This is a genomic window from Sphingomonas sp. CFBP 13603, assembly GCF_014892665.1.
GTDB lineage: Bacteria > Pseudomonadota > Alphaproteobacteria > Sphingomonadales > Sphingomonadaceae > Sphingomonas.
Genome location: NZ_JADBIA010000002.1, coordinates 181,063 through 201,046 on the forward strand (window position 1 = coordinate 181,063; position 19,984 = coordinate 201,046).

At 66.6% G+C, this 19,984-nt stretch carries 17 protein-coding genes; 6 read left to right on the top strand and 11 right to left on the bottom strand.

Translation table 11 applies throughout. The annotated features are described in order from the left end of the window. Positions 1 to 8: 8 nt before the first annotated feature. Together IFR23_RS03690 and IFR23_RS03695 are read left to right on the top strand one after the other, a co-directional pair. A complete protein-coding gene (locus tag IFR23_RS03690; RefSeq protein WP_192974762.1) occupies positions 9 to 1,418 on the top strand; it encodes an efflux transporter outer membrane subunit in 1,410 nt (469 codons plus the stop codon). Positions 1,419 to 1,501: 83 nt separating this feature from the next. Beyond that, positions 1,502 to 1,774, top strand: a complete 273-nt coding sequence (locus tag IFR23_RS03695) for a hypothetical protein (protein WP_192974763.1) — start codon at positions 1,502 to 1,504, stop codon at positions 1,772 to 1,774. A 22-nt stretch (positions 1,775 to 1,796) separates the two neighbouring features. Here IFR23_RS03695 and IFR23_RS03700 read toward each other — a convergent pair whose 3' ends face one another. Then, positions 1,797 to 2,054, bottom strand: a complete 258-nt coding sequence (locus IFR23_RS03700) for a hypothetical protein (RefSeq protein WP_107962997.1) — start codon at positions 2,052 to 2,054, stop codon at positions 1,797 to 1,799. A 132-nt stretch (positions 2,055 to 2,186) separates the two neighbouring features. Between IFR23_RS03700 and IFR23_RS03705 the strand changes: the two genes are divergently transcribed. Both IFR23_RS03705 and IFR23_RS03710 read left to right on the top strand, forming a co-directional pair. Further along, positions 2,187 to 2,333 (top strand): hypothetical protein, encoded by a 147-nt coding sequence (locus IFR23_RS03705; RefSeq protein WP_181321158.1) that lies wholly within the window; start codon positions 2,187 to 2,189, stop codon positions 2,331 to 2,333. 57 nt (positions 2,334 to 2,390) lie between these two features. Further along, on the top strand, positions 2,391 to 3,443 hold the full coding sequence (locus IFR23_RS03710; protein WP_192974764.1) for a lactonase family protein: 1,053 nt from the start codon (positions 2,391 to 2,393) through the stop codon (positions 3,441 to 3,443). Here IFR23_RS03710 and IFR23_RS03715 read toward each other — a convergent pair. The 7 genes from IFR23_RS03715 to IFR23_RS03745 all read right to left on the bottom strand — a co-directional run bounded on the left by IFR23_RS03715 (position 3,436) and on the right by IFR23_RS03745 (position 12,994). Then, entirely contained in the window at positions 3,436 to 3,711 is a 276-nt protein-coding gene (locus IFR23_RS03715; RefSeq protein WP_192238972.1) for a hypothetical protein, read from the bottom strand. The genes IFR23_RS03710 and IFR23_RS03715 overlap by 8 nt on opposite strands. Before the next feature lie 132 nt (positions 3,712 to 3,843). Then, positions 3,844 to 5,394, bottom strand: coding sequence for a DHA2 family efflux MFS transporter permease subunit (locus IFR23_RS03720; RefSeq protein WP_192974765.1), 1,551 nt, complete (start codon positions 5,392 to 5,394; stop codon positions 3,844 to 3,846). A 277-nt stretch (positions 5,395 to 5,671) separates the two neighbouring features. Further along, a complete protein-coding gene (locus IFR23_RS03725; protein WP_192974766.1) occupies positions 5,672 to 6,835 on the bottom strand; it encodes an efflux RND transporter periplasmic adaptor subunit in 1,164 nt (387 codons plus the stop codon). Beyond that, positions 6,832 to 8,241 (bottom strand): efflux transporter outer membrane subunit, encoded by a 1,410-nt coding sequence (locus tag IFR23_RS03730; RefSeq protein WP_192974767.1) that lies wholly within the window; start codon positions 8,239 to 8,241, stop codon positions 6,832 to 6,834. The genes IFR23_RS03725 and IFR23_RS03730 overlap by 4 nt, the downstream gene beginning before the upstream one ends. Next, entirely contained in the window at positions 8,238 to 8,708 is a 471-nt protein-coding gene (locus IFR23_RS03735) for a MarR family winged helix-turn-helix transcriptional regulator (RefSeq protein ID WP_192974768.1), read from the bottom strand. Before IFR23_RS03735 ends, IFR23_RS03730 begins: the two co-directional genes overlap by 4 nt. A gap of 318 nt (positions 8,709 to 9,026) precedes the next feature. After that, positions 9,027 to 12,551, bottom strand: coding sequence for an autotransporter outer membrane beta-barrel domain-containing protein (locus IFR23_RS03740; RefSeq protein ID WP_192974769.1), 3,525 nt, complete (start codon positions 12,549 to 12,551; stop codon positions 9,027 to 9,029). A gap of 293 nt (positions 12,552 to 12,844) precedes the next feature. Beyond that, on the bottom strand, positions 12,845 to 12,994 hold the full coding sequence (locus tag IFR23_RS03745) for a hypothetical protein (protein ID WP_192238977.1): 150 nt from the start codon (positions 12,992 to 12,994) through the stop codon (positions 12,845 to 12,847). A gap of 129 nt (positions 12,995 to 13,123) precedes the next feature. On the opposite strand from IFR23_RS03745, the gene IFR23_RS03750 reads away from it, so the two are divergent. Both IFR23_RS03750 and acnA read left to right on the top strand, forming a co-directional pair. Further along, a complete protein-coding gene (locus IFR23_RS03750) occupies positions 13,124 to 13,489 on the top strand; it encodes a hypothetical protein (protein ID WP_107962787.1) in 366 nt (121 codons plus the stop codon). A 238-nt stretch (positions 13,490 to 13,727) separates the two neighbouring features. Beyond that, on the top strand, positions 13,728 to 16,412 hold the full coding sequence (acnA, locus tag IFR23_RS03755; RefSeq protein ID WP_060526615.1) for an aconitate hydratase AcnA: 2,685 nt from the start codon (positions 13,728 to 13,730) through the stop codon (positions 16,410 to 16,412). Between the two features lie 527 nt (positions 16,413 to 16,939). On the opposite strand, the gene IFR23_RS03760 is transcribed toward acnA, so the two are convergent. The 3 genes from IFR23_RS03760 to IFR23_RS03770 all read right to left on the bottom strand — a co-directional run bounded on the left by IFR23_RS03760 (position 16,940) and on the right by IFR23_RS03770 (position 19,860). Further along, positions 16,940 to 17,812, bottom strand: a complete 873-nt coding sequence (locus IFR23_RS03760; protein ID WP_192974770.1) for an S-methyl-5'-thioadenosine phosphorylase — start codon at positions 17,810 to 17,812, stop codon at positions 16,940 to 16,942. After that, positions 17,809 to 19,200 (bottom strand): amino acid permease, encoded by a 1,392-nt coding sequence (locus tag IFR23_RS03765; RefSeq protein ID WP_192974771.1) that lies wholly within the window; start codon positions 19,198 to 19,200, stop codon positions 17,809 to 17,811. The genes IFR23_RS03760 and IFR23_RS03765 overlap by 4 nt, the downstream gene beginning before the upstream one ends. Before the next feature lie 306 nt (positions 19,201 to 19,506). Then, on the bottom strand, positions 19,507 to 19,860 hold the full coding sequence (locus IFR23_RS03770) for a HesB/IscA family protein (protein ID WP_060523833.1): 354 nt from the start codon (positions 19,858 to 19,860) through the stop codon (positions 19,507 to 19,509). Between the last annotated feature and the right edge of the window lie 124 nt (positions 19,861 to 19,984).

Here is a 19,984-nt window from a genome sequence, read left to right on the forward strand (position 1 = left end):
CCAGCATCATGAAGTCCGCCCTCCTCGCGAGCCTCTCGGCGCTGACGCTCGCCGCCTGCGCCGCCGGCCCCGACTATGTCGCGCCGATCACCCCACCCAAGGCGGCGGCGTCGTTCGTCACCGCGAACGCAGCCACCGTCACGACCGCGCCGGACAACGACTGGTGGCGGATGTACCGCGACCCGGTCCTCGACGGCCTCGTCGCAGACGCACTCGCCGCAAACACCGACCTGCGCGTGGCAGTCGCCCGGCTAGATAGCGCCCGCGCGTCGTTGCGCGGCGCGAAGACCGACCGCGAGCCACAGGTGAACGCGGGCGCGAGCGGCAATTACGCGCGCACCTCACAACTCCAGAACCTGCCCGGCCTCGACCGAGAGCGCGCCACCTACGACGTAGGCCTAGACATCAGCTACGAAGTCGATCTCGCGGGCCGGGTCCGCCGCAACGTCGAAGCGGCCCGCGGTGACGTCGGCGCCGCACAGGCCGACGCGGACGCCGTGCGCGTCTCGATCGTCGCGGCGACCACCCGCGCCTATGTCGACGCAGCCTCATCCGCCGAACGTCTCGCGGTCGCGCGGCGGATCGTCGACCTGCTCGACAAGTCGAACACGCTGACCGGCAAGCGCGTCGACGCCGGTCGTGCAGCCCGCCTCGACCAGGTCCGCATCGCAGCCCTGCGTGACCAGCGCGCCGCCAACATCCCGCAGATCGAAGCCGAGCGCCAAGCTGCGCTCTTCCGCCTGGCCACGCTCACCGGCCGCACCCCGCAGGACCTTCCCGCAACCGCCGGCGCCCGGACCACCACGCCCCGCCTCGACCAGCCGATCCCGATCGGCGACGGCGCGGCGCTGCTCGCCCGTCGCCCCGACGTTCACGCTGCCGAACGTCGGCTTGCGGCGGCGACCGCACGGATCGGCGTGCAGACCTCGCAGCTCTACCCGCAGATCTCGCTTGGCGGCTCGATCGGCTCGACCGCGCTTAGCGTGGGCGACATCTTCACCGGTGGCCCGATCCGCTGGCTGCTCGGCCCGCTGCTGAACTGGTCGCTCAACCAGTCCGCCGCGCGCGCGCGCATCGCCGGCGCCGAAGCAGACTCGCGCGGCGCGCTCGCCAATTTCGACGGCAGCGTCCTCACCGCACTCGAGGAAACCGAGACCGCGCTGTCGAACTATGCCCGCGAACTCGATCGCCGCACGCAGCTACAGTCCGCGCACGACAACGCCGCCACCGCCGCCCGCATCACCCGTGCACGCCAGCGCGAAGGCCAGATCGACTTCCTCGACGTCCTCGACGCCGAGCGTACGTTGGCGGATACGGATACGGATCTGGCCGCCGCGGATGCGCGGATCGCCGGTGCGCAAGTCGACCTGTTCCGCGCGCTCGGTGGCGGCTGGCAGGGCGCGCCCAAGCCCGTTTGACGACCGGACCGACGCATTAACCACCTTCTGCAACAGGCGGGAAACTAAAACGCATCAATCCGGTCATGCCGATGGAGATCATCATGAACGACAACACTCTACCGACTGCGAACGCGGAAGCGTGGCGTGCGCAGGTCCAGTATCATCAGGATCGGGCCGAGCAGGAACAGGCGCTCGCTCGCCGTTCGCAGTCGGACGCGGGTCGCGCGGCGCATCTGCTGCTGAGCGAGAACCATCTGCAACTCGCGGCGTCGGCCGAACTGGTCGCCGACATGCCCGACGCCGAACCGCCGCAGAGTTCGTCGTTGCAGCATACCGGCTGGTTGATGCGCGAGAGCTACGGCGACGCCACGTAAGGCACCGGCATGACGCCTCGGCTCAGGCGATATCCGCCTTGCCCAGGTTGATGCCGTCGTACAGCGCCAGCAACGCGGTCACTTCTTCGACGACGGTTTCCTGCTCGGCGCGCCAGCGGGCGGTCGCATCGTGCTGCGGTACGCCGTCCTGGCCATCATGCAGGGTAAAGCCCTGTTCTATCAGCCATATCGCGTCCGTCGCCCGCGAACGCTGCCGTCGCAGGTGATAGACCCATTGCTCGATGATCCCCGAAGGAACCAGTCTATCCAGATCGCCCATGGTGTCGCGGTAGGCCAAGGCCGACGGCAACGCCAGCCCGGGAAACGCGCTTTTGGTACGGAATTGCAGGGCGTTAACCGTCTCGCGAAATTCGACCGCAACATAACGGGTCCAACACGGGCGGAGATGGATATGCTTCCGCCGCCTTCCGTGATCGAGCGCCGTATGGACGACCAGTCCGTCCTCGCCCGCCGCGCACCGAACGCCGGCGTCGCCCGGATGCACGAAGAGCTCGCCTTGCTGTACCGCGAGCAGTTGATCGGGCTGTTGAGGGTCTGAGCGTCGACGTGCGGTCGGCGTGTGACGGTGCCGCGAAACGGCGTTAGGAACGGCGGCATGATCGAACCCGAAACGTCGCCCGCGTTCAACGACTGCCGCTGGATCGGGACCTATGCCGGCGGTGGCGGGGCCGGTCTCTATCCGCTGCTCGATCATGACGATGGGCTGGCGATCGGCGCTGCCTGTCTCGACGCATCGAACGCCTCGTTCGGCGCGTACGCGTCACGGTTCGATCTGCACTATCTGGTCGACGAGCGCGACGACGGGACCCTCGGCGTACACCGGTACGCGGACCATGAGTGGCGACGTCTCGCGCAGGTCACGACCGGCGGCGCGGCACCCTGCCACGTCGCGCTCGATGCGACGCAATCCTGGGTCGCGGTCGCCAACTACATGAGCGGCAGCGTCGCGTTGTACCGGCTGGATGCCAGCGGACTGCCGATCGCCCCGCCCTTCGTGCACGCCAACAGCGGCAGCGGACCCGATCCCGAACGCCAGCTTTCACCGCATGCGCATTGGGTCGGCTTCGGCCCGGACAACCGGACGCTGTACGTCACGGACCTGGGGACCGATGAATTACTGGCATTCCCGTTCGACGCGGAACGAGGGATTCTCGGCACGCCGTACACCGCGTTCGCCGCGCCGCCGGGGTCTGGCCCGCGGCATATGCTATTCCACCCGCGTCACCCGCGCACGGCGTATCTCGCGTGCGAACTGACGAATACCCTGGTGGTACTGGACGTCGACGATACCGGCCTTAGCGAACGCGCCACGCTGTCGACGCTTCCGCCTGCGTGGCACGGCGCGAATATCGTCGCGCATATCGGCGCGAATGCCGCCGGCGATCGGCTGTACGTGTCCAATCGCGGCCATGAGAGCATCGCCGTCTTCGCGCTCGATCCGCACGGCGACGCGACACCGATCCAGCATGTCGCCAGCGGTGGCCTGTCGCCGCGGTTCTTCATGATGTCGCAGGACGAGCGCCGGGTGGTCGTCGTCCACGAACGCGATCACCGCGTCACGGTGCTCGATATCCTGCCGGACGGGACGCTCGCCCCGACCGGCCTGGCGGTCACCGTTCCCGGTGCCGCCTTCGCCTTCGTCAGCTAACGCTCGCGATCAGCAGCGTCAGTTCGTCGCGGACCGGGTTCGCGTCGGTGCGCAGCGGCTTCAGGTTACGCCGCTTGACCGGATAGGATGCGCGAACCGCCTCGCACAGGTCCCTGACCGACACGCGGATGCAGGCCCCCTCGTCGCACACCAGTCGTGGCTTGCTGACGGACTGTATGCACGTCACCGGCGCACCGGCCCAGGCGGGTGCAGCGCTCGAAAAAAGGCACACGGCAGCGATCCGCAAAGCGGTGTTCTTGATCATCATGGTATCTGGCCCCCCACAGGCATTTCGTATCTGGTAAATGCAGCGTTAGGGGCCAAGTGGTTGCGATAACGTTTCTAATATCGAGAAATCGTACGACCGCCTGCCGGTCGTAAGAAAACGACAAGCGACCGATCAATCCGCCGCGATCGGCCCCTGCGGAGGGCTCGCGCGTCGCGTGAACCAGACGATGATCACCATCGCCAGGCACAGCCAGGCCGAGACGCGGAACAGGTCGGTCGACGCGAGCAGATACGCCTGCGCCACCATCTGCCGCGTGATCGCGCCCGCCGCCTGCACATCGGTCAGCCCCATCCGAGTCAGCGCACCCTGCGCCATCTGGTACGGCGAACCAGTGCCGATCGCTTCCGACAACCGGCTCTGATGCAGCGTCTCGCGACGATCCCAGGCGGTCGTGATGATCGACGCGGCGAAGCTGCCCGAGGTGATGCGCGCGAAGTTCGAGATGCCCGTCGCCGACGGCAACCGCTCCGCCGGAATACGATCAAGCGAGATCGTCAGCATCGCCAGGAAGAACGTGCTCATCGCGATCCCCTGCACCATCAGCGGCCACATCAGGTCGTAGAAGCTTGCCCCCGTCGTATAACCCGAACGCAGGTAATAGGAGTAGCCGAACGACGCGAACGCCACCGTCGCGAGGATACGCGCGTCGATCTTGCCGCTCAGCCGCGCGACGAACGGCGTCAGGATCACCGCCACCGCGCCCGATGGCGCGGCGACCAGCCCCGCCCAGGTCGCGGTGTAGCCGAGCTGCGTCTGCAACCAGAGCGGAAGGAGCAGCGTGTTGGCGAAGAACACCGCATAGCCGAGGCAGAACGCGATCGTCCCGATCGTGAAGTTGCGGCTCTTGAACAGCGACAGGTTCACCGCCGGGTTGGCGTCGGTCAGCTCCCAGATGATCCAGCCGACAAAGCCGATCGCGGCGACGACTGCGGCGATGACGATCCGGTCGGCGGCGAACCAGTCGTCGTTCTTGCCGAGATCGAGCACGATCTGCAGCGCACCGACCCAGATCACCAGCAGGATCAGCCCGACCTGATCGATCGGCAGCTTCCGCGTCGGCGTGTCGCGCTTGCCGAGCTTGTTCCAGCACACGAACGCGCAGAACATCCCGAACGGCACGTTGATCAGGAAAATCCAGCTCCAGTGATAATTGTCGGAGATGTAGCCGCCGAGGATCGGTCCCATGATCGGCGCGACCAAGGTCGTCATCGACCAGATGCCGAGCGCGGTAGAGCGCTTGTGGACGGGGAAGATCGCGATCAGCAGCGCCTGGCTGCCCGGAATCATCGGTCCCGACACGGCACCCTGGAGAATGCGAAAGCCGATCAGCGACGGCAGGTCCCACGCGATCCCGCACAGGAACGACGCGATCGTGAACAGGAAGACGGACACGCAGAACGTCCGCACCACGCCGAACCGCCCCATCAACCACCCGGTCAGCGGCACCGCGACTCCGTTGGCGACCGCAAACGCGGTGACGATCCAGGTGGAGTTGTCGCTGGAAACGCCGAGATTGCCGGCGATGGTGGGGAGCGACACGTTGGCGATCGTCGTGTCGAGCACCTGCATGAAGGTGCCGAGCGCGAGCGCGAATGCGGTGAGCGCGAGCGAGCCGCCGACGAGAGGGGCGGGACCGGCGCCGGCGCTGGATGGGGCGGCCATTACAGGGTGCTCGCCTGAGAGGGGATGACCCAACCAAAGCCACCACCCCGGCGAAGGCCGGGGCCCAGTTGGGAAACGAGGCTAACGGAAGGCAGCGCGCCGTTACGACCACCTATCCAACTGGTCCCCGGCCTCCGCCGGGGTGGTGCGGTATGCATGCCAGCGGTTACCAACAAGACTGTTTCCCCGCGAAGGCGGGGACCCAGACTGGGCTCCCGCCTTCGCGGGAGAACAAGGAGGGCAGGACCGCACCGGAGTAATGGCCACCGCAAAATCATCACCGGTTGGCCGCAATGATCTGGCGGATCTTTGCATCGACCGCAGCATCGCCCTGCCCGGTCGCCAGCCCCTTATACGCCGCCACCGCCGGTCGCCCGACCATCGTCCCCGACTTGTCCGCGGTATCGACGATCGCGTTCACCGACAGCCCGACCCGCAGCGGATTGCGCCGCAGTTCACCCTTGTCGAGCGCGATCCGCACCGGCACGCGCTGCGTGATCTTGATCCAGTTTCCACTCGCATTCTGCGGCGGCAACAGCGCGAACGCATTGCCGCTACCCGCGCCGAGCCCGACCACATGGCCGTGATAGACCAGGTCGTCCCCGTACATGTCCGCCGTCACCGTCGCCGCCTGCCCGATCCGCAGATCCCGCAACTGAGTCTCACGGAAGTTCGCATCGACCCACACCCGGTCGAGCGGCACCACCGCCATCAGCGGCAGCCCCGCCGAAACCTGCTGCCCAAGCTGCACGGTCCGTTGCGCGACGACGCCGTCGATCGGCGCAACGACGTGCATGTGGCTCCGCGTGATCGCCGCGCGCCGATACGCTGCGATCGCCGCCAGCACCGCCGGGTTGTTCGACACCGTGGTGCCAACGACGCCGTTCTTCGACTGCGCCTGCTGGCTGCGCGCGAGTTGCAGCGTCGCGCTCGCGACCTTCACCTGATCCGCGGCATGGCTCAGCTCCTCGCCCGAGATCGCGCCCTCCGCCGCCGCACCACGACGACGCGCGAGATCGTTCCGCGCGCGCGCCAGTTCGGCCTCCGCCTGCACGACCGCGGCCCCGGTCTCGTTCACCTTCGAGAAGTCCGACCGTGTCGCGCGCACCGCCCGTGCGAGTTCCGCCTCGGCCGATGCCACACCGACATCGGAGGTCGCGGCGTCGAGGTCGATCAGCGGCTGGCCCGCCTTCACGACCTGCGTGTTATCCGCATGGATCGCGGTCACCTGCCCCGGATCGCGCGCCGTGATCGCCACCACGTCGCCCGCGACATAGGCATCATCAGTCTCCTGCTCAGGCGCGGCGAGCAGGAAGTGGAACACCGCCCACACGATCGCACCGATCACGACCACCACGCCGAGGATCGTCAGCGCGCGCTTGCGGGCGCGCGGATTGCCGGTCGGAGCCGCGGCGGGCGCCGGCGTTTGCGTATCGGTCATCGCGTCATCCCCTGAAAATCATAACCACCACCCAGCGCCAGCACGAGCTGCACGCGCTGTTGCGCGGCATCGGCGGCGAGGTCGGCATCGGCCTGTTCGGCGGCCAGCGTGCGGACGTCGTTGTCGACCAGATCGAGCCGGCTATCGAGGCCGCTCGACACGCGGATCGCGTTCAGCCGCCCGGTCTCGGCATAGCCGCGCACCACCTCGCGCTGTCGCTGACGGTCCGCGTCGAGCGCACCGATCCGCGCTACCGCGTCACCCGCCTCGCGCACCGCACCGATCACCCGGTCGTTGTAATCCGCGGTCGCCAGATCGAGCGCCGCGGTCGCGCCCGCGAGGTCCGCCTTCAGCCGGCCATTGTCGAAGATCGGCAGATGGACCGCCGGCCCGACGCCGACCGTGCCCGCATCGAGCGAGAACAGATTGCCGAGCCCGACCGCCTGGAACCCCGCCAGCGCCGCCAGATTGACGTTCGGATAGAACGCTTTCCGCGCAAACTGACGCCCGGCCGCCGCAGCCTCGATCCGCGCCTGCGCCGCCGCGATATCGGCACGTCGCGCGAGCAGATCGGCGGGTACGGTCTTGGGCAACGGCAGCGCCGCATCGAGCCGCAACGCGGTCGCACCGATCGTCGCCGGATAATCCGCACCACGCCCGGCCAGCGCCGCCAGCGCATTCTTCGCGAGCACCTGCGCCGCCTGCGCACGCAGCAACGCCTGCCGCGCCTGCGCCAGCAGCGTCGTCGCGGCCTGCGCGTCGAGCTTGCTCGCGAGATTGTTGCGGATCCGCACGTTCACGAGCCGCAGCGAATTCTGGCGCGTCGCGATCGTCCGCTGCGCGATCCCCGCCTGCGCCTCGGCGCGTTCGAGATCGATATACGTCTGCACGACCGCCCCCGACAGCGCCATCCGCGCCGCCGCGACGTCGAGCGAAGCCGCACGCACCGACGCCCGCGCGCCCTCGATCGCGGCCTTCTGGCGCCCGAACAGATCGAGGTTCCAGCTGAGGTTCGCCGCTGTCGACCCCACGAACCGCGTCGACCCGGCATAGGGCGGCGGGATCGTGTAGCGACCGCTCAACCGCGCGAGTTGCTCCTGCGCATCGAGCGTCACGTCGGGGCCATTGTCGGCACGCCGCGTCGAAAGCACCGCCTGCGCCTGAGCGACCCGTGCCAGCGCCGCATCGAGCGATGGACTGCCCGCGACCGCATCGCGTACCAGCCGATCGAGCTGCGGATCGCCGAACGACCGCCACCAGTCGGCCGCGATCACCGGCGCGGCGTCCGGCGCCAGCCCGAGCGCCGTGGCCGATACCGGCTCCACCACGGTCTTCGATGCCGGGATCGCGCACCCCGCGAGCAGCCCTGCCACCGTGATCGGGGCTAGGGCAGTGCCAATCTTCATGCGCGGCGTCCTTCGGTCAGAGCGTCGTCCAGCGTCGTGCGGAGTTTCTGCATCAGTTCGATCAGCTTCTCGATTTCGGCCCGGTCCCAGCCCGTCAGCAGGGTGTTCCAGTATTCGATGATCCGGTCGCGACACCGGATCGCGACCGCCTCGCCGTCGGGCGTCAGTTCGAGATTGAGCACCCGCCGGTCGTCGCTCGCGCGCGACCGCGTGACCCAGCCATTCTGCTCCATCGCGTCGACCAGCCGCGTCGTCGCGCCTTTGTCGTGCGAAATATCGCGCGCGAGGTCGGCACACGTCGCCGCGCGACCGGCCATGATCGACATCAGCGCGGACCACTGCGTGCCCGACATGTTCTCCGCCGCGAACACCGGCTCGATCAAGCTCTGCCCGATCTGATGAATCCGCCGCGCGAGGTAACCGAGCGAACAGTCGGGCCCGAATTCCGATTTGGTGTAGAACGTCATATCGTTGCCATGGCAACCATTGCTTAGGCAGTCAATTGCGCGTTTTGCATGTTGAGTTTTGGACGGTGGACGTTCGTGGTGTGGCGGCCCGGTACGACAGGTCGTCCATGCGCGCACTCGCACCCTCCGTCATCCTGACGAAAGTCAGGATCCAGGGTAACGGAGGACCGCGCCTCACCGCTCTGGATCCTGACTTTCGTCAGGATGACGGCGTGGCGAACCGCGAATTCACGCAGGCTCGGCCGCGAATACGAAAAAGGGCCACCCGCATGCGCGGATGACCCTTTCACCAATCCAACGATCTGGAACTGCCCTCGATCAGAAGCGGATCTTGATCGAGCCCTTGTACGACTGGTTCGACACGTCCTTGCGCTCGACGGTGGTGTCCGCACCGACCGAGATGTCGACGCTGTCGCCAACCAGCGTCAGCCCGGCGCTGATCTCGCCCCAGTTCTTGTCCTGCCCGGCCAGCCCGAACAGCGCGTTCGGACCGATCCCGCCGACGAAGTTCGCACCGAACACGCCCGGCGTCGACTGGAAGTCGTGGACGTAGTTCGCGGCGGCATAAGGCCGGAACGAACCACTGCCGCCGAGCACCAGCCCGGCACGACCCTGCAGGCTGTCGAAGCTGTCGCGATCGACGAACAAAGCCGGTCCGCCGCCATTCTCGATCGACTTGCCGAAGCCGATATGGCTCGCGCGCATCGACACGCGCGGGCCGACCTTGAGCATCGACAGGTCGAACGCCTTGCCGAGACCGACCTCGCTGACGACCGTCAACGCATTGTCGGTGCCGCGCAGGCGGTAGTTGGTGCCGACGAAGCCGACGGTGCGATCGGTCTTGGCGACGAACGCGCCTGCGCTGAACTGCGTATCGAGGACGATCCCCGATGCGGTCTCCAGCTTGCCGTACAGCGTGCCCTGAAACAGCTCGCCCTTCGCGCGCTGCGCGATCCCGCCGGTGGTGCCGTCGGTGTTGGTGTACGAGAACGAGAAGCCGATCACGCCACCCTCGCCAGCCTGCTTCTCAAGCCCCACAGCCGCGAAATAGCCATCGAACTTGTCATGCCCGCCGAACGGATTTGTCCCCGGCATCGACCGGCTCTTGCCGTCGATATAGCCGCCCGCGATGAAGCCGCTCATGTCGTCGGGCAGACGACCCTGCTGCAGCACGGTGCCGCTCGAATCGCTCATCGTGTCCTGCCCGCCGGGAAGGTCGCTCGCCATCAGCGAGGCGACCTGGACCGGCTTGCCAATCAACGCGAGCGTACCGCCGAGCCCGCCACGCGTATCGATCTGCGCGATGTGATCCCGGTAGAAGCGCGACATCGTGTCGATCGACGCGACGCCGAGGCTCGACTTCAGCGTTTCTGCCCGCGGTGCGAGGCCCTCGAGCGTCGAGCGGATTGTCGCCGCGTTCTGCAGGTCGAGCGAACCATAGACGTTGCTCAGCGCCGCATAGTTGGAACGGTTCTGGTCGAGCAGCCCGGCATAGGTCGACTGCACCGGCGTCGCGGCCACGACGTTGCGGTACTGACCCGCGAGGATCCGGACCTGCACCGCGTTGGCGCTGTAGACATAGCTCGGCGTCAGGATCGCGCTGAGCGGTGTCGCAGCGGCGAAGCTGCCGGTGATGCCACCCTGCGCGGTCACGATCGTGTACAGGTCGTTGTACCGGATCGTCTGACCGGTGGCCGGCGCGAAACCGACGCGACCGCCGAGATTGGCGATGCCGTTGGTCGCCACGCCCGCCGCGTTGAACGTCGTCGCGGCGAAGGCGAGCTTGTCCGACGTACCGTTCGGTCCGAGATCGATCAGCAGGTTGGTGCCCGAGGCGAGCACGCCGTTGCCGCCGATCGTCAGCGTGCCGATCGTCCCCGTCGTGCCGGGCGCGATCATCCCGGCGACGCTGGTGAAGAACGGCGTGTTGATCCGGCCCGAGCCGGTCAGCATGCCCGACAGCATGAAGTAATCGCCCGGCGTCGAGATGACGCCGTCGTTCTGGACGACGCCCGTGACCTGATTGATGGTCATCAGGCTCCGCAGCGACCCCGCCGACGTCACCGCCAGCTTCGCCGTGCTGCCCGCAACGGTGAACTTGTCGACGGTCACCGACGAACCGAGCGTGGTCGTGCCGGCCGCCGACAGCGTCACGTCGTAATACCGCGCGCTACGCTGGATCGTGCGATCCGGATCGATGTTGTTCGGCACGAAATTGGTCGCGCCGGGCAAGCCGTTCGCCAATGTCGGCGACAACACCGCGAGCGCCACCGCATCGCCAGCCGCCTGCGCGACATCGTCCGCGCCCGCCAACAGCGTCGCGCTGCCCTTGCCCGAATGCGCGACGGTTTCGAGGATCAGGCCTTCGGCGGCCGCGCCGGGTGCCGCAACCTTTTGGACGACCGCCGCAACGGCTGGCGTGCCCGTGCCCGTCGTCACCGGAACCCCGTCGACCGACGCGACGCCCGTCTTCACGTCGACGCAATCGCTCTGGAAACAGACCTGGCCGAACTTGTTGCCATCGCCGGCAATGCCCGCGCCGGTCGTGGTCGGCACGCCGTTGACCAGCTTGCCGTCGACGATGATCTGATAGTTCGGATCGAGCGCGGTCACCCAGTGCGCAGCATCGGTCCACTGCCCGTCACCCGCCCTGGTCTGCGCATACCGATACGGATTGTTCGCCGCGATATAGTCGGAGAACAGGTACAGCGGCTGATAGAAGCTCTCGGTGCCGTACGCACCGAACGGCTGCGCGGCGAAGAAGCGGCTGCCACCCGACAGAACGCCGATCACGACCTGCTTGGCAAAGGTACGATCGAGGATCAGCGGACCACCCGAGTCTCCGCCGGCGGTCGTGCCTTCCTTGGGAAGCGCGTTATCCTTGAACAGGTTGAAGTCGAACGGGCTCGCCGCCGCGGTACCACGGCGAGGATCGTCGAAATCGAGCTGGTACAGGTTCTGCGGCAGGCCGCTGGTCGAGCCGAACAGGAATGCGTCGCGGTCGTCGAACGAGCCGAGGATGCCGATCGTGTTCTCGGCGATGCGGCGACGGTAATCGACGCCGTTGGTGTCGCCCGTCAGCGTGCCGCCCTGCCCGTTGCGGCCATAGCCGGTGATGGTCACGTGATAGCCGGTGCCGGTCGTCTCGCTGATCGTCGCAGGCGCGGGCAACGCCGACAGCAACAATGCCCAGGTCGGCACGTTGGCGGCGGGCGTGTCGAGCGTCGCGATCGCGACGTCGGCCTGAAGAAAGTTCTGCGCCAGCCCGAGCTTCAGCGAGTCGGCGTTATAGACGACCTGATTGACGTTATAGAGGAAGTTGGCGGTGTTGGTCTTGTACTGCTGCGTATTCACCGCGCCGGTCGCGGTGGTCGGCAGGAACCAGTCGAGCAGCGCCGGACGGTTGTTCTGCGCAAAACCGAACGCGATCGGAATGCCGCCGCCCTGCGCGCCGTAGCCCCAGGGGTTCTGCGCGCCCGTGCCGGCGCTGTTCTCGTTCACGCAATGGGCGGCGAAGATGACGGTGCGCGGATTGATCAGCGTCCCCGTGCACAGGCCGATGCCGCCGCCACCCGTCGAGATCGTCATCTGGCCGACGCCGTTCACGCCGCCGGCGATATCCTGCGCGGTCGTCGGCGTACCGGGTGCCGAGATGACGATGCTGGGCGTATTGACGAGGTCGGCCGGATTCAACGAACTGCCATAGCCGATCGATTCCGCGCCTGTGGGTCGATCCTGCGCCGCAGCGATCGTCGGCAGCGCGGCCGAGGCCAATAGAGCAGTGGACGCGAGCAGGCCCGAACGAACATGGCCAAGCATCGAACGCGTGGAAGCGAATATCATCAATAATGTCCCCCGTGCGTGCCGCCCTCCCCGGGACGTGCACCACAACGGAAGACTATTCAGACCATTTTGGGAACGCAATCAGCGAAGGGTCGACAATGAGGTCAGTGTAACAATCCGTCACGGATGCGCCAAAAATGCAACACTTCCACCAACTTAGGACAGAGAAGGTGCCTCAGCGTGGTGACGGACGAACGGCTAGGGAGATGACCAGATCCCGCTAGCCGGAGCGTACCGCGACGAAGAACGTCGAACGCCATGGTGCACGCGCGGCCTGAATACGGGCGTGTCGGTCAACCGTCCCATGCCAACGGCCGGTCGAGTTCATCGAGGCACTGGGCCAGCAACGCACCGACGAGGTGATCCCGTCGCTCGTCGGCGATCAGCAGCGCTCGTGCGACCGCATCGCGCAACGCCTCGGCATCTTCTCGCTCAACCGCCATGCTCCCTGATCGGCGCTCCGCCGGGAGGCCGCAATACACCAGGTTATAGCGGCGCCAACTGACTTGGATCAGCCACAAAATTGCCCTTTACGCTATGGCGTGCCGTCTTCGCCGCGCTTAGCATCCGCCATGGCAAACAAAACCGAATCGGCACAAACAACGTCCGCACAAACCGCCGAGAACCTCATCCACGTGCGCGCCTTGCGGTCGGAGGTGTTTCCCAGCGAGATCTTCGACGAACATGCCTGGAACATGATGTTGCGCCTGTTCGTCGCGCAGGCGAAGGGCGATACTCTGTCCGAGACGCAACTGATCACGCTGACCGGAACGCCGCCGGGCGTCGGCCAGCGCTGGCTCGCGCACCTCGTCGCCGACGCGCAGGTCGCGCCCTATCCGGAGGGTGGCGCGGTGACGCTGACGCCGTCGGCGCTGGACCGCATGGAAGCGTTCCTGCGCGACGCCAGTGGCATCCACCAGACCGACGGACCGGCCTGACTCTATAACGCGCCGCCGAAAGCCCGACGCCGCACGCGAGCCGAGCCTAGCCAAGCCGTGGGGGGTCGCGAAGATTACCGCGTCGCACAGGCACCCGTGCCCTTCCCCGATGCGCTCCCCCTTGCTAAGGCCCCTCCGGTAACAGCATTTTTCGCTCGGTCCCCGACGCGCCCGCGTGGCCTATACGGCTGCTTTCCCCTCGGCGCCCGGCGGCCCGACGCCCACGGGAAGGACCCCTATGACTGCCATCGGCCAGGACACCCTCAAGACCCGCACCAGCCTCTCCACCGGCGGCAAGTCGTACGACTATTACAGCCTCGCCAAGGCGTCGGAACAGCTCGGCGACATCAGCCGCCTGCCCTTCTCGATGAAGGTGCTGCTCGAGAACCTGCTGCGCTTCGAGGACGGCGTGACCGTCACGCGCGAGGATATCCAGGCGATCGTCGACTGGCAGAAGGAGCGTCGCAGCGACCGCGAGATCCAGTATCGCCCCGCCCGCGTACTTATGCAGGATTTCACCGGTGTTCCCTGCGTGGTCGATCTCGCCGCGATGCGCGACGCGATGACCAAGCTCGGCGGCAACCCCGAGAAGATCAACCCGCAGGTCCCCGTCCACCTCGTCATCGATCACTCGGTGATGGTCGACGAGTTCGGCACGCCGCAGGCATTCCACGACAACGTCGACCTCGAATACGAGCGCAACATCGAGCGCTACGAGTTCCTCAAGTGGGGCAGCAAGGCACTCGACAATTTCCAGGTCGTCCCCCCCGGCACCGGTATCTGCCATCAGGTGAACCTCGAATATATCGGCCAGGCCGTCTGGTCGTCGGCTAGCTCGGGCGACCACGGCGACGGCACGATGATCGCGTATCCCGACACGCTGGTCGGCACCGACAGCCACACCACGATGATCAACGGCCTCGGCGTGCTCGGCTGGGGCGTCGGCGGGATCGAGGCCGAGGCCGCGATGCTCGGCCAGCCCGTGTCGATGCTGATCCCCGAAGTCGTCGGCTTCAAGCTGCTCGGCAAGCTCAACGAGGGCATCACCGCCACCGATCTGGTGCTGACCGTCACGCAGATGCTGCGCGCCAAGGGCGTGGTCGGCCGCTTCGTCGAGTTCTTCGGCCCCGGCCTGTCGTCGATGACGCTCGCCGATCGCGCGACGATCGCCAACATGGCGCCCGAATACGGCGCGACCTGCGGTTTCTTCCCGATTGACGACAAGACGCTCGACTACATGCGCCTCACCGCGCGCTCGGACGAGAATGTCGAGCTGGTCGAGGCCTATGCCAAGGCGAACGGCTTCTGGCGCGACGAGAACGCCGAGGACCCCGTCTTCACCGACACGCTCGAACTCGACATGGGCACCGTCGTCGCCTCGCTTGCCGGCCCGAAGCGCCCGCAGGACCGCGTCAGCCTCAACAAGGTCGACGAGGTGTTCAACAGCGACCTCCATAAGCTGTACCACAAGGAGCAGCCCGCCCGCGTCGCGGTCGAGGGTCGCGAGCATGACATCGGCGACGGCGACGTCGTCATCGCCGCGATCACGAGCTGCACCAACACGTCGAACCCGTCGGTTCTGGTCGCCGCAGGGCTCGTCGCACGCAAGGCCAACGCACTCGGCCTCAAGTCGAAGCCTTGGGTGAAGACCTCGCTCGCCCCCGGTTCGCAGGTCGTCACCGACTATCTCGACAAGGCTGGGCTGACCGCGGACCTGAACGCGCTCGGCTTCAACCTCGTCGGTTACGGCTGCACCACCTGCATCGGCAACTCGGGGCCTCTGGCGCCTGCCATCTCGGCCGCGATCAACGAGAACGACCTCGTCGCCGCGTCGGTCCTCTCGGGCAACCGCAACTTCGAGGGCCGCGTGTCGCCCGACGTCCGCGCCAACTTCCTCGCCTCGCCGCCGCTCGTCGTCGCCTATGCGATCAAGGGCACCGTCACGACCGACATGATCGAGACGCCGCTGGGCCAGGGTTCGGACGGGCAGGACGTGTATCTGCGCGATATCTGGCCGACCAACGAGGAAGTCCGCACGACGATGGACGCCAACATCGACGCTGGCATGTTCGGTGCACGCTACGGCGACGTCTATGCGGGCGACGCCAAGTGGCGCGAGATCGACGTCACCGGGTCTGACACCTACGCATGGCGTGCAGGCTCGACCTATGTCGCCAACCCGCCCTATTTCGAGGGCCTCAGCATGACCCCGTCGCCCGTGCAGGACATCATCGACGCCAAGCCGCTCGCGATCCTCGGCGATTCGATCACCACCGATCACATCTCGCCGGCCGGTTCGATCAAGGCCGACAGCCCCGCAGGCCGCTTCCTGCAGGAGCATCAGGTCAGCAAGGCGGACTTCAACAGCTATGGCGCACGTCGCGGCAACCATGACGTGATGATGCGCGGCACCTTCGCCAACATCCGCATCAAGAACGAGATGGTCCCCGGCATCGAGGGCGGCATGTCGAAGTACGACGGCGAAGTCATGGCGATCTACGACGCCGCGATGCGTTTCAAGCAGGACGGCACCCCGCTCGTCATTGTCGCCGGCAAGGAATACGGCACCGGCTCGTCGCGCGACTGGGCGGCGAAGGGCACCAACCTACTCGGCGTCCGCGCGGTCATCACCGAGAGCTTCGAGCGCATCCATCGCTCGAACCTGGTCGGCATGGGCGTGCTGCCATTGCAGTTCGCCGAGGGCACCGATCGCAAGACGCTCGGCCTCGACGGCTCGGAGACGTTCACGATCCTCGACGTCGCGAGCATCCGCCCGCGCCAGGACGTCACGGTCAAGATGACCCGCGCCGACGGCACCAGCGAGACGTTCCAGACCAAGTGCCGGATCGATACCGTCAACGAGCTGGAATACTTCCTCAACGGCGGCATCCTCCACTACGTCCTGCGCAAGCTGGCCGCGTAAGGCTGCAACGTCGTCCCGGAGCGATCCGGGACGACTCCGCTTCAGCCCAGACAACTACCGTCATCCCAGCGAAAGCTGGGATATTCCCGTGAGGCACACGTCGCCTACCACGAGGGATATCCCAGCGTTCGCTGGGATGACGTGTATTTGCGGATGATGAAGGACGGTTTGCGCGAGCCAACGAAGACCAGACGCACTCGCTCCCGAACAAAAAAGGCGGGGCGACCGCAAGGATCGCCCCGTAGTTCAGGGAGAAGACCGGGACAGGGGAGACCCGGTCAAGTCGCCGTCCACAGGGGGAGAGGGAGCGGCGACGCACTCCCCTTCGCCCCGATATGTTGCAGGGATATGTCGAAGGCCGCGAATGACGAACTTTTCACGAAGCGCCGCCCAATTTCGTTCTCCCGCGAAAGCGGGAGCCCAGGGTTCCAAGCGCCGACGCTAGCGCCCCCTGCCCTCACCCTCTCCGCCTTCGGCGTCTCCCCCTCTCCCATCGGGAGAGGGAAGGGTGAGGGTGAGGCTAAACCTCAGCCCCGAGAAAGCGCCCGCCCCGCCACGGCATTCAGCTTCGCCACCAACGCCGGATCGCGAGCCTCCCGCGCCGTGATGATCGCGCTATCGAGGCACGTATCGATCGGCGAAGCCTCACGCTCCACTGGCAACGCGCGCAGCAACGCCATCACCATCGCCCGAGCCTTCGCCGCATTCGCGCCAAGCTGTGCCACGACCTGCGCCACATCGACGCCCGCCTCGTCTTCACGCCAGCAATCGTAATCCGTCACCATGCCGACCAGCGCGTACGGAAGCTCCGCCTCCCGCGCGAGCTTCGCCTCGGGCATCGCGGTCATCCCGATCACGTCGCAACCCCATTGCCGGTAGAGCCTGCTTTCCGCGCGCGTCGAGAATTGCGGACCTTCCATTGCGAGATAGGTACCGCGGTCGTCGACCTGCGCGCCCGCCTCACGCGCGGCGTCGGCGGCATAGCGCGACAGTCGCGGACAAACCGGGTCCGCCATCGAGACATGCGCGACTAGGCCGGTGCCGAAGAAGCTTGACGGCCGCCCCTTGGTGCGATCGATGAACTGGTCGACGACGGTGAAACTCCCTGGCGGCCGCTGTTCGACAAGCGACCCGACCGAGGACACGGCCAGAACGTCGGTCACGCCAAGCCGCTTTAACGCATCGATGTTCGCCCGTGCGTTCAGCTCCGACGGCGAGATCCGGTGTCCCCGCCCATGCCGCGGCAGGAACGCCACCCCGACATGCCCAACGCGCCCGGTAAAGATCGCATCGGACGGCTCGCCCCAAGGCGTCTCGACCGTTTGCCAGCGCCCATCCTCGATTCCATCGACAGCGTACAGCCCAGAGCCGCCGATGATGCCGATCGTCCAGCCGCTCACTTGGCGAGCGCCCTCGGCCGCGCGTAGGCGAAGTAGATCACGAGTCCGAGCAGGTTCCACAGCCCGAAATACAGCTGCGTCTTCGAGGGCAGGCTGAAGAAGAGATACAGGCAGCCGAGGATACCGATCGTGCCGACCAGCGTCGCCGCGGGCGCGCGGAATGTACGGATCGTGTCGGGGGCACGACGGCGCATCACGAGCATGCAGGCGCAGACCGCGACGAACGCCGCGAGCGTCCCCGCGTTGGCGAGCGCGGCGATCTCGGCGAGTGGCAACAGGCCTGCAATCACCGCGACGATCGCCGCGGTGATCCAGGTGATGCGGACCGGGGCACCTCGCTTGGAAACCTTGGCGAGGCTGAGTGGGAGCAAACCATCGCGCGCCATCGTGAAGAAGATCCGGCTCTGCCCGAACAGGAACGCGAGCAGCACCGTTGGCAACGCGATCACGGCCGAAGCACCGAGGAAGGTCGCGAACCCGGGGCGGCCGATCTCGCGGAGGATCAGCGCGAGCGGCTCGGCGCTGCCGGCGAACTTGGTGTACGACAGCGCGCCGACCGCGGCGACCGCGACGAGGATGTAGATCGCGATGCACGCGACCATCGACCCGACGATCCCGATCGCGAGATCGCGGCCCGGGTTCTTGGTTTCCTCCGCCGCGGTGGAGATCGCATCGAAGCCGTAAAAGGCGAAGAAGATGATCGCTGCCGCCGCCATGACGCCGCGTTCGGCGCCATCGGGGGCGACCGCTTTGGGGAAACCGTAGGGCATGAACGGGTGGAGGTTGGCGCTATTGAAATAATGCAGCGCGATGAACACGAACACGGCGAGCGCGATCATCTTCACGCCGACCAGCACCGCGTTCAACGTCGCACTCTCGCGCGTGCCGAACGACAGCACGCCCGCGACGACGGCGATGATGAAGATCGCAGGGACGTTGAGGATGCCGCCGAGTTCGGGGCTGAGCGTCAGCGCCTCGGGAAACCCAAACGCGCCGCGCAGCAATGGCGCGGCATAGCCTGACCAGCCGACCGCGACGGTCGACACGACGAGCGAATATTCGAGGATGAGGCTCCAGCCGATCACCCACGCGATCAGTTCGCCGAGCACGACGTAGCTGTAGGTGTACGCGCTGCCCGAGGCGGGGATCATCGTCGCCATCTCGGCATAGGCGAGCGCCGCGCAGGCACAGATGCCGCCGGCGATGACGAACGAAAGGATCACGGCCGGCCCGGCGAGCCCTGCGCCGACGCCGATCAGCGTCAGGATGCCGGTGCCGACGATCCCGCCGACGCCCATCGCCACGAGATGCGGCCACGACAGCGTCCGCGCGAGCTGATGCTCGGGCGGCTGCTCGGTGACGATTTTTCGGCGAAACAGACTGGCCACGGATATCCCCTTTTGTTGCGCGGGAAGTGGCACAGGACGGGACCGGGGGGCAAGGCCAGCGGCCAACCACTTACCTGAGCGTCAATATCCTCCCCGACGGAGGCCGGGGTCCAGTTGGCAAGGTCATCGTGACGATGCGCAGCGCAATGTCAGCAGCGTTTCCCAACTGGGCCCCGGCCTTCGCCGGGGTGGTAGAAGGGGTGACGAAATCGAACGGCAGTCCGCTCGTCCTTGTTCTCCCGCGAAGGCGGGAGCCCAGCCTGGGTCCCCGCCTTCGCGGGGAAACACGCTACCTTACGGCAACTCTCAGACCGTGAAGCTTTCCCCACACCCGCAAGCACCCTTGGCGTTTGGATTCTGAAACACGAACCCCGCGGTGAAGTCGTCCTCGACCCAGTCCATCGTCGAGCCGATCAGATACAGGATCGACCCTCCATCGACGAACAAGGTCCCCCCCGGCGTGTCGATCCGCTCATCGAAAGGCTTGGCCTCGGTGACGTAGTCCACCGAATAGGCCAGCCCCGAACACCCACGTTTCGGCGTCGACAGCTTCACCCCGATCGCATCCTCCGGAGCCCGAGCCATCAGGTCGGCGATCCGCGCATGCGCCGTCTCCGTGAGGTTCAGCGCCGCCGGCCGTGCTCGCAATGTCGTCGCCATGATCGTCCTTCCTTCCCCCCTCCCGTAAGCGGGAGGGGCCGGGGGTGGGCTCCCGGCCAGCCACTCAAACTGTCGTTCGCGAGGTGAGCGCGTGCCCACCCCCTGCCCCCTCCCGCCTGCGGGA